The sequence below is a fragment of the Evansella tamaricis genome (assembly GCF_019042215.1).
Classification (GTDB): Bacteria; Bacillota; Bacilli; order Bacillales; family Salisediminibacteriaceae; genus Evansella; species Evansella tamaricis.
This window is the reverse complement of record NZ_JAHQCS010000008.1, coordinates 1-10816: the sequence shown is the minus strand read 5'-3', so window position 1 is coordinate 10816 and position 10816 is coordinate 1. Positions and strand designations below refer to the sequence as shown.

Annotated in this window: 9 protein-coding genes and 1 pseudogene; 2 read left to right on the top strand and 8 right to left on the bottom strand. The window is 42.3% G+C overall.

The window, feature by feature from the left end; genetic code table 11:
* Positions 1-556: 556 nt before the first annotated feature.
* The 3 genes from KS419_RS00360 to KS419_RS00350 form a co-directional block, all read right to left on the bottom strand.
* Entirely contained in the window at positions 557-1093 is a 537-nt protein-coding gene (locus KS419_RS00360; protein WP_217064107.1) for an RNA polymerase sigma factor, read from the bottom strand.
* Positions 1094-1397: 304 nt separating this feature from the next.
* Complete coding sequence (locus KS419_RS00355; protein ID WP_217064106.1) at positions 1398-3743, bottom strand: sensor histidine kinase; 2346 nt, start codon at positions 3741-3743, stop codon at positions 1398-1400.
* The gene (locus tag KS419_RS00350; RefSeq protein ID WP_217064105.1) at positions 3721-4425 is read right to left on the bottom strand and encodes a response regulator transcription factor; all 705 of its coding nucleotides are present in this window, start codon (positions 4423-4425) and stop codon (positions 3721-3723) included. Before KS419_RS00350 ends, KS419_RS00355 begins: the two co-directional genes overlap by 23 nt.
* A 271-nt stretch (positions 4426-4696) precedes the next feature.
* On the opposite strand from KS419_RS00350, the gene KS419_RS00345 reads away from it, so the two are divergent.
* Both KS419_RS00345 and KS419_RS25590 read left to right on the top strand, forming a co-directional pair.
* A complete protein-coding gene (locus tag KS419_RS00345; protein WP_217064104.1) occupies positions 4697-5005 on the top strand; it encodes a hypothetical protein in 309 nt (102 codons plus the stop codon).
* Positions 5006-5322: 317 nt separating this feature from the next.
* Positions 5323-5670 carry a DUF4181 domain-containing protein gene (locus tag KS419_RS25590; protein WP_217064103.1) on the top strand — a complete coding sequence of 116 codons (348 nt, stop codon included), beginning with the start codon at positions 5323-5325 and terminating at the stop codon, positions 5668-5670.
* Between the two features lie 94 nt (positions 5671-5764).
* Here the strand turns inward: KS419_RS25590 and KS419_RS00335 are convergent, their stop codons facing one another.
* From KS419_RS00335 to KS419_RS00315, 5 genes and pseudogenes are all read right to left on the bottom strand, one after another.
* Positions 5765-7084, bottom strand: coding sequence for a 6-phospho-beta-glucosidase (locus KS419_RS00335; RefSeq protein ID WP_217064108.1), 1320 nt, complete (start codon positions 7082-7084; stop codon positions 5765-5767).
* A complete protein-coding gene (locus KS419_RS24705) occupies positions 7074-8390 on the bottom strand; it encodes an N-acetylglucosamine kinase (RefSeq protein WP_246593567.1) in 1317 nt (438 codons plus the stop codon). The genes KS419_RS00335 and KS419_RS24705 overlap by 11 nt, the downstream gene beginning before the upstream one ends.
* Before the next feature lie 218 nt (positions 8391-8608).
* A complete protein-coding gene (locus tag KS419_RS00325) occupies positions 8609-9010 on the bottom strand; it encodes a hypothetical protein (protein WP_217064102.1) in 402 nt (133 codons plus the stop codon).
* A gap of 353 nt (positions 9011-9363) precedes the next feature.
* Positions 9364-10104 carry a LytR/AlgR family response regulator transcription factor gene (locus tag KS419_RS00320; protein WP_217064101.1) on the bottom strand — a complete coding sequence of 247 codons (741 nt, stop codon included), beginning with the start codon at positions 10102-10104 and terminating at the stop codon, positions 9364-9366.
* 482 nt (positions 10105-10586) lie between these two features.
* A pseudogene (locus KS419_RS00315) lies at positions 10587-10816 on the bottom strand (Crp/Fnr family transcriptional regulator); the annotation flags it as partial.

The window sequence follows — 10816 nt, the reverse complement described above, 5'->3', positions numbered from 1 at the left end:
TGGTTCGTTTTTCATTGTTGTTTCTTATTTATTTTGTTGTGAGTGATCACTAACTATCTTCACTCATAGTATATAACGGATTAGTTTGTGAAAACCGTCACATTTGTGAACGCTCTGTTACAGACTTGTGGAGGAATTGTGACTTTGATCACACCTAGATCATTTCCAATAAATTGTTACCATCTCAGTCGCCAAAGTACTAAAGTATTGCAAGGTTTTCGGAGAATTCCAGTCAAAACTTTAATTACTGTCCCCTGATTATCATCACTTCCGCTTAAAGAAAAACACAGTGCATCCAATTAAAGTGGACCCTATGTCAAGGACACTTTGAAAAAATCTACTAACTTTTATCACTCATACCTCTTATGCTCGTTCCAAAGGAGGAGCGATGACATGTCAAAGCACACGCTCAAAACTAGCATGTGCTTTTGTCATCTATTATGATTATGAACTATTTTAAAAGTTTAACTACATTGGAATTTTCCGTTTTTCAAATAGAACATACGTTACGAATCAATGTCCTCATGCTTTTTCCCGAAAATGAAATTTTTGCTGATCAACTGATCAACTGAACCTTCTCGTTCTGCTCCAAGAACAGATGCTTTAATTGTTTGCGCGCCCGGTAAATCCTCGTTTTTACAGTGGAAGGATTCAAATCAAGGGCGGTGGCAATCTCCCGTTCCTTTAATCCGTGGTCCACCTTTAGGATCAGTACATCCCGGTACTCATGACCCAACTTGCTGATAGCTGTGTGGATTTCCTCTTCGAAAAAGGCTGTTTCCACTTCTTCTTCCACGTTTTGTTTCATGACTTTTCCAAGACAATCGATCATCTCCTGCTCCATGAGCACCCCTTTTTTCTTCCGTTCGCGGCGCAGCACATCAATGGCCATTCTCCCCGTTATGACAGAGAGCCACGCGCCGATTTTGGTTTCATCCTCCATCGTACCGGCCTTCGCCATCGCTTTGATGAACGCATCGTGAACCACATCCTCCGCCAGATGCACATCCCGGGTGATGGAATAACTAATTCGATAAAGGCGCCTATAGTACGTGCTATATGTTTCTGAAAAATCAATTGTGTGATCGTTCATTTCTTTTATACCTCTCCGCTAAAAAAATGCGTTGCCAGCGGATCCCTTCCCTCTTTGTCGAATTCCTTCTCACTTTTGACCGAATCTTCTATTCTTTTGACTGATTCTTCTATCCGTTTGACGGATCCCACCACTTATTTGACGGATTCTTCTACCCATTTGACTGATTCCAATTCTTTTTTGACGAATTCCGCTATCCGTTTGACGGATCCCACCACTTATTTGACGAATTCCGCTACCCGTTTAACCGATTCCGACTCAGGTTTGACCTATTCCGCAACCATTTTGCCAGATTTCATCAACTTTACTTATCCAAACTCAATGTGATCGTCGCTTTAAATAAATCTCCGTCCGTTTCTATTTCTAAACTGCCTCCATGGAGATCCACAATCGATTTGGCAATTGCAAGACCAAGGCCGGATCCTTCCGTATTTCTTGATTCATCTCCCCGTTTGAACCGTTCAAACAGTTCTTCCTGGTCATCGTTCATTTCGTATTTTGATACATTTTTAAACGTCATGACCCCGGAGCCATGACCATAGCTTTGTCCATGGACACTTGCCCCTTCCGAATGGGCACCACCTTTTCCAGAATCAGAATCCTGCCGCCCAATGGAAATATATACACGGGAGTTTTCCAGCGAATACTTCAAGATGTTCCCAATTAAGTTGTCGAAAACGCGCCACAGTTTTTGCCCGTCCACATAAGCGTACATGGGTTCATCCGGCTTAGAAATGCGGAACTGCAGGCTCGATTCCTTCATCGTATCGTCGTATTCCCCAAGCGCTTGCTGGAGCAGTTGGACGAGATCCACCCGGCTCTTTGTCAATTCAATATTTCCGCTTGCCATTTTAGATACCTCAAACAGATCGTCGATCAAAACCTTCAGTCGCTTTGATTTCCGGTCGATGATTTCCAAATAGGCAGACTGATCTTCCACTGCCACCTCACCAGACTTCAGTAATTGCGTGTACGTAATTATGGACGTGAGCGGAGTGCGCAGATCATGACTGACATTTGTAATCAACTCCGTTTTGAGACGCTCACTTTTTGCCTGTTCACTTTGAGAGATTCGAAACCCATCTTTCAACACATTGATATTTTCCGCGAGGTTCGCCAAGACTGATTTCCCTTCTACCGGGAGATCTGACCCTAGTTTTCCCGATGCAATCTCATTCGATTTCTCCACGATTTGGTTAAAGTAACCTATTTTTTTCACCACAACCGTCGCCAGTGGAAAACCAAGCCCTGCCAGGATTAACAGGTAAATAAACGCCAGAAACTCGTGCATAAACAGCATGACCCCTGCGAATCCAAGGACGAAAATCAGTACCATTACTAAAGAAAGCTGTATCCCCACACTCTGATTTAAGAACATGGCCTGCAGATTTTCCATCCCACGTTTCACAGGCTTCTTTAAACGATTCAAAAACCTCACTGTGAGTGATCTCCCCAACTCCTTTTTCAAATGAGCCCAACTAGTCACAGCTCGCCACAGAAATAGGAATTGCGCTATGATGAGAGCAAGAAACAGCGATGCCAGCACCGTTATCAACACAATCTCATACATGATGCGGATGATATTTTCGTAAGAATTGGAGAATGCTGTTACACCAAGGATGAATAAGATAAATGCCGGAATACCTGTAAAACCAATGAAAAGGATTACCCTCACATCGATCGGCAACCAATTGTACCTGTTTTCCCATTTCCGCAATTCTTCCGAAACACCCTTCGATATTTTTCCAATTACACCGCAGAAAATTAACGCTACCACACTACTAAAAATATAGATCCAGACAGTCCGCTGCTCGTTCTTATATTTCTCGTAAGCGTCCATAATAGGACTCTCTGCAATCGTAAGCCCATGTGGAACTGCGATCTGCCCTTCAAACCACGAGGTATTATATTCCTCCACCATTGCTCCATCCAGATCTAGCGTTACCATCTCTGCCTGTATGAAGTTTTGTTTGTGCAGGAACGCGTCGCTGTAGAACGTAAAATCCGTCACATATAGCATTTGATCATTAAACAGAAGATCTTCGATGGATTCCCCCTGTTCTGCACGTGCCCCGTCCACATTCGTGTACGCCTTGCCCGTCTCCATATCCTCGAAATAATAATATAGCTGCTCCAAATACTTCTCAAAATCTGGCCTAATCCGTTCCAGATCCCGGTAATACGCCTTCAATCTTTCTTCCTTTTCCTTTTCTACCTTTTCCCTAACATGACTGTCACTGGAAAAATTGAGGGTAATATCTTCAATCAGTCCATCCCGTTCCTCCATGAGAGCATTCGCTGCCTCTTCATTATCTACAGCATACATCTCCTCGATCCGGTTTTCATAACGCTCATAAATACTTTGAACCTGTTCCTCTAACCCCCCGAAACGGTATCGGTGTTCATCAATCTCCTCTTCTGATACCGTGATATTTTCCACCGCATCATCATACGACACGTTGTTAATATCGAACACAAACAAAAGATCCGTAAACCGATGGAGTTCAGAACGAAACTCCGAAGTAGCAAAATAGTCCCGCTCCATATAGTCGGTACCTAAAGTGGAGAAAACAAAAATCCCACTCAACCCAAACAATAAGAGAATCACCCAGAGAACCATAAGTAACCTATTTTTCCATTTTGTAACCAATGCCCCACACCACCTTTAAATACCTCGGATTTTTCGGATCAATTTCAATCTTTTCCCGGATCTTCCGGATATGGACCGCCACCGTATTTTCGCCGTTGTAGCAAGGCTCATTCCAGACCCTTTCGTAAATTTCATTTATGGAAAAAACTCGTCCTGCATTTTCCATCAAGAGTTCTGTGATCTTATACTCTATTGGCGTCAGTTTAATCGGGTCGCCGTGGACGGTAACCTCTTTGGCAGCAGGTTCCAACGTTAAACCATTCAGGTTGATGATTTTTTCAGCGCTGGCTCCTTCATAGGTGCCGAAAGTGACGTAACGACGAAGCTGTGATTTCACACGGGCCACCAGCTCCATCGGGTTGAACGGTTTAGTCACATAGTCGTCCGCCCCCACTTGAAGACCAAGAATTTTATCAGTATCCTCAGTTTTTGCACTGAGAATAATAATTGGAATGTTTTTCTTTTCCCGTATTTTATACGTTGCTGCGATCCCATCCAGCCTCGGCATCATCACATCAAGAATGATAAGGTGAATTTGTTGCTTCGCTTCCGTCAGGATATCTAGCGCTTCGATCCCATCCTTCGCTTTCAGCACTGTAATGCCTTCATTCTTCAGATAAATCTCAATGGCATCCCGTATTTCCTGTTCGTCATCAACAACGAGTACATTGTATGTATCCATCCCTTGTTCCCCTTCTCTCCAACCCGACAGGTGACAGGCACCACCCGGTTTTTGTCGAATCTCGAATCTATCTTTCATAATCATAATAATAAATGATAAAACTTAATATCTATTTAGGAGATTTCTTAAGATTTTCTTAATTTTCCCCAATTCCCTCCCTGCAGCTTTAATTTTCCCCGTTTCCATACCTACGGATCCCAACGCTTTCGGATTTGATAGTTATGTTAAAATGAAGGGAGACCAAATACACCACCATCCTAACGGAGGCACTATGATAAAAGAAAATGCAGCACGTTTACTTTCCATTATTTCGCTCTTCCTCTTCGTTATCATCTTCACCTTAAATGCAACGATTTTTGCTGGTGTCATCTCCTTATCCATGTATGCTGCTCTCTTTATTGGCGTACAAATCGCCTTTTATTCCATGATCAAAGATCATCCGAAGAATACCTTAATCACACTCAAATCATCCTATTACTCCTATCTTCCATCGTATTTGTCAGCGCCTTGCCAACGTATACTTATAAGGAGGGTAAATCTATCATCACCAGTCATATTAGGGAGACGGAATCGGAAATAAACTATAGCCAGACCCGTTACAGAACCATTCCATCGACAGTGGAAAAAAATCAAATATTCCATCGAAATCTTGATTATTACTACCAGATACAGGGACAGCAATCAGAGGAGGATCGGTACTTTACCGTGGATCCGATCACAGGCAAACTTTATGAACTCCAGGAACCTTTATTCGAAACGAATACAAAATACTAAACTGCTATTCATAAAAACAGCACGCAGCGGAAATTAATCAGCAGTTATGATCTTACTCTAAAGGTCGTAATCCGTCCTGCACGTCCTTCGGTTCAATAGACATAAGAAGTAGGAGGTTTTTCGTTGATTTCTATTATCATCTTATTATTTTCTATTTTCCTTCTGGATCAAGTTATTTCTAGATTACTAATAAAAAAATGGAGGTTACATGGTCCGTTCGTAAAATACGTCAACAAAATGCATGAGATTATTGAGAGGTCACTTTTCACTTGTCTTTTCATCATAATCATTTTTACAAGTCTAGAATTTCCTCACTTAAGAATCTTCATTTTCATTGGACTAAGCACCTTGTTTGGGTTCCGTACTTTCATGTTGTGGCGTTTTACGGAGGAGCCGAAAGTCCATCTCTTAAGTGGTATTCGTTTTACCTTAGCTATTCTCGGCTCCATAACATACGGAATATTTATTTAAACCTTTTCCCCTTCCTTAAAAATCATAAAAAGGAACAGAACCATATTAACTATGGACTCCGTTCCTTTTTCCCTGTTACCTGTTCCCTTTTTCCCTATTTCCTTCCACGCTTAAACTGTGGCAAAAATCCTTTATTCGCCTCTAATATCTCGTCAAAAATCTCCTTTGCGACCTTTGAGTCCCCAACGAGGGGGTGAATGGTCAACGCCTGTAACCCAGCTTCATAATCACCCTCTACTGCAGCCTTTACGGTCAACTCTTCATAGGCTTTCACCACTTGAAGTAAACCGCGAATCGCTGGTGATAACGTTGTATTTAAGGGAAGGGGATGGGCACCGTCCGCATCCACCAGACAATTCACCTCTATGGAAACATCCGCTGGTAACTCTGAGATAATACCATTGTTGCGGACATTTACAATATGCGAATCTTTTTTATCATTATAAATGGAACGGATCAGCTGAATGGCCGCTTCCGAATAATAGGCACCACCTCGTTTTTCCAATTCCGGAGGCTTTCTCTTCAAATTAGGATCCTTATACTTCTCGAACAGTTGCTCCTCTACCTTTTTCACCACATCCGCTCGGGTTCCTTCCGTCTCCAGCACAGCCAGCTGATCCTTCACGATCTCCTCCGGAAGATAATAATACCGGTGATAAGCACAAGGCAGCGCCCCAACCGACTTCAAAAACAGAGGATCCCACTCTAAATCTGGAATGTTCTTCACCGTCAATCCCCCACCAAATCCATGGAGAACATCCACTGTAACATCCTTACCACGGACGACAATCTTCGTCGTCCAATTCAAATGATTGATGCCCTGCATCTCCACCTCCACATCGCTCACTTCCACCCCATACCAATCAGCAATCTGCATCTTCGTCCCAATCGGCAAGTTGCACAGTCCAATCGTTTTCACATTCGTATGCTTCAAAACCGCCTCTGTCACGATGCCGGCCGGATTCGTAAAATTGAGCAAAAAAGCGTCCGGCGCCAATTCCTCCATATCTTTACAAATATCCAGAATAACAGGAATCGTTCGGAGTGCCTTCGCAAACCCTCCCGCACCGGTTGTTTCCTGACCAATCCGGTTATACTTCAACGGAATCCTTTCATCACGGGATCTCGCCTCGAGCATCCCCACGCGAATTTGCGTCGTAACAAAATCAGCACCTTCGATGGCAGCACGACGGTTTGTCGTCAAATGCAACGCAATATCCACGTTCGCCTCGTCTAGCATTCGGCGTGCTAACTCCCCAACGATCCTTAATTTTTCCTCCCCTTCTGGGATGTCCACCAAATATAACTCACTCACCGGCAACTGCGGATAATTCTTTATAAACCCCTCGATTAATTCAGGCGTATAAGAGGATCCCCCGCCGATCACCACAACCTTCAATTTTTTACTTACCATCATTTCGGTAACCCCCATTATCTTCCAAGTTTCGTTCCACTTCCTCTGTCACAGGAATATGTAGTCGATCCATCGCGAGCAGGACTGCCCCATATACCGGTTCTACCTTTGGTATCACAAGCTCGAAGTCGGGGATTTGTACCGGCACTTCTTCCAAACTAGACCTAGTCACCTGCTCGGCTCCAGTTCTAACTGCTCCCTTAGTTGGCGTTCCCGCTTCCTGCTCCCTTTTGATCGTGTTCTCAAGCGCAGACAACAACACCGCATTTTTTCCCTTTTGTAAAATGCTCCCCACGAGAACAATTGGGACAACGGGTCTGTCCACATCCGCACAAGAAACCGAATTCGTTTCCTCCCTAGAGTCCACACAAGATACGGAATTCATTTCCTCTCCAGCGTCCGGACGATTATTCCTATCTGAACCCAACTTCGATCCCAACTCCGCGTCAGATTCCGAATCCATCTCCGATTCCAATTTCGAATCCAAGTCTAACGTCGATTCCAACTCCGCGCCATATTTCGAATCCATCTCCAAATCCGAATCCAACTCCGATTCCATCTCCAAATCGAACCGCAGCCTTTTCATCACCGAAACTGCCGCCAGGCCAAGTTCCGTACCAGACTCCCTCAACAAATCAATTGCGACGGAATCCCCCTCTAAAGCCGCATCATGCACGACCTTCGCGAGAGAAGCGGGAACATGATGAATATCATGATCTAAATAATAATGAAAAAGCTCCTCCACGGACCCAAACCCAAGGAAGGCTGGCACCCGCTCCGTAAGCAACGTTGGCTTTTCCCGCAGCTCCCACGACCGGATCGTTCTGCGAAATGCCTCCGTGGCCAATTGCGCACCACCAGAATAATCCCCCATCAAATAACCGAAACCCCCAGTTTGGACCGTTTCCCCTTTGCGATTCCTCCCAGCCGCATTCGTACCCGTCCCACAAACAAGGACCACCCCGGTATAATCCTTACTGCCTGTTCGAAGCCCTTCCATCGTGTCACAAACCACATCCCATTTTTCAAAAGGAAGCGTCTCTAACGCCGGAAGAATGATGTCAAAGTCCTTCTGCCGGTCCGCCCCTGACAGCCCGTACTGGACAAACGCAATATCTTCGTGAGTCAACCCCGCCTTAAACAATGCCTCCCCAGTTGCCCGAGTAATCTCCCCTAACGCCCTCTCCATCCCCACGCTTTGATGATTCGCACCACCACCCATCCCCTCGCCGATCAGATTTCCGCGCTCATCCGTAATAACCGCGTACGTTTTCGTGCCGCCGCCGTCCACACCCATTATGTACATACCTAACCGCTCCCTTCCTGCTTTCATTATAGTCGATTGTACCGCTTTAAACATGGGAAAAAAATGGTTTTGAAGGTGGCTAGGCCGTTCTGTGATTTTAATACATGGGAGGTGCACTTGGCAGATGTTACATGTATGATAATCGGAGGATTTTTCGTGGGGATTTCTTGGCTTTCAGAAAAAGTACTGTCATGTAAGTGGACAACATATGAACGAAGTCACGAGGATTCATGCCTGTTTCCTAAACACTCTATCAGTAAGTTCCTCACTTTGTTGACACAAAAATTTGGTTTCTCTAGGAAATGATTCATCCCATCATTTAATGTGACGTTTCTCATGTAATTGTTATCCTCATTAATGATGCAGATAACCTCCTTTTTTATAGTGGAGGATGCTGTTTGATTGTTTACAATTTCAGTTAGTTTAGAATACTGGTTGATCGTATTTATTTCACAAAGGAACACATCTGGTTTTACCTCGTTATAGGCAGAGACAATATCTTCCTGCTTCGATATGGTATAAATATTCTTAACCCCTTCGATCGTGGTTACGATAGATTTTATTAATAGATTTAAATTTTTATACTCTTGAAATACAAGAATATTTTTAGTATTCTTCATAGTACCACCCTTATTAGATATATTGGTTGAGGCTATCAAACTACCGTAGGATTGATAGAAAAGATTATGTTACTATTGTAGGATTACGAGAATAGGCTATATTTCCATCGTAGGATCTATAGATTAATTTGTCGAATTTTGTTAGTACCCATTCATGCTCATTTTTCCCCCTTTCAACTCCAGTTTTAACTATCCCACAGTCCAAATAGCACTTTTCAACACAAATGAACAGATATGTTCCTAAAGTCCATTGTCAGCGCAAAAAAAGGTTGCCCTCAATAGGGATTTGTTTCCCGATTGAGACAACCTCTGTTCGCAATCTATTTGTGTTTTAGTACATAAATGGTCAATTTTTATATTGGATTGAGTATGGTTTCCAATTCTTTTATTTTTAATTTGGAAATATGTGCTATCTTGTCATAATTATCAAAGTAGGCTAAATAAGTTTTTCCGAAGGTCTCTACTTGCAGTATATGGTCTGTATTTACAATATAAGAACGGTGAGAACGAAAAAAGGTCCGGTTGGAGATGGTACTTTCAAGAGAATCGAGGGAATCACCTGTTTCAAACAGGCCGCTTTTGGAATGAATCAATGTGAGCTTACCTGCTTTTTCAATAAAATAAATACTATGCACTGGTATATAAAAAACTGATCTGCCCCTTTTAATCACTAATCTATTGTTCGAAGGAAAGATGGCGTTCTTATGATCGTTTTCCAATCTAATTAAATGTACAGTTTTTACTAGTGCTTCATATAATCTTTCTTGATTTATCGGTTTCATGAGAAAATCGACTGCTGCGAGATTAAACGCTTCAACGGCGAATTCTCCATAACCGGTAATAAAAATCGATTTTATATGTGGACAAATTTTTTTTGTTAATCTGATTACTTCCATACCATTTATCTTTGGCATATTAATATCTACTAATAAAATATCGATTTTTTGATGCCACTTTACGGTAGTTTTATATAATTGCTCGCCATCATTCACTTCATGCACTACTACCATATTAGGAAAATTGCTTATATAATTCCTCAGTAATTCTCTAATTTCGGGATCATCATCTGCTATAACGATTCTCAGCTTTCTCATAGTTTTCCCTTTCATTTGTTTTTAAATTGAAGAACCAACATTACAAATCAATTTCAGACTTCACTTCGTTAAAAATGGATGTTCAGTTCGTGCTGTTCCCGCAAGGAAGAATTTGAGGATTCACGACTTCTAATGCACCGGGTCCTTCAAATTATTTTGGTCCTCACTTACTAAATTCCACATTTAGGTGGTACTCCCTTTTTTAAACCTGAATCGATTGGTAAACGAGTGTTTAGTATGATGAAATTCACTCAATTACTAAATGTATTTTTACTTCCCTAATTTTATTCTATCAAAACCTTATTATTAGATTAAAGTAGCAGTTTCGATTTGTGTTATATCATCATACTATGTTTCCTACTTATCGCCTACAAGCAATCGTCTGTTTTTGGAAATAGAATCAAAAAAAAGACGTCTACACCTAGTGATGTAAACGTCGAATCTATTTCAGGGAGTATAGCATCCTATTCGGATTATTAATATTAAGCAGCTTGATCGACTGTTTTACTGAATTTACCTTTGAATACAGTTTCTTTAATGTAAGGCATTACCCAATGGTCGCCACCGATTCGGCCTGCGTTGTATCCAGCAGCAAGGATGAATACGGTCAAAAGAACCATCCAAGGGTTAGAAGAGATTGTACCTGCGAACATGAACGCGAAGTTCATCATGATTCCGAAAAATGCCGCCGCTGTTGTTAATACACCAAGTA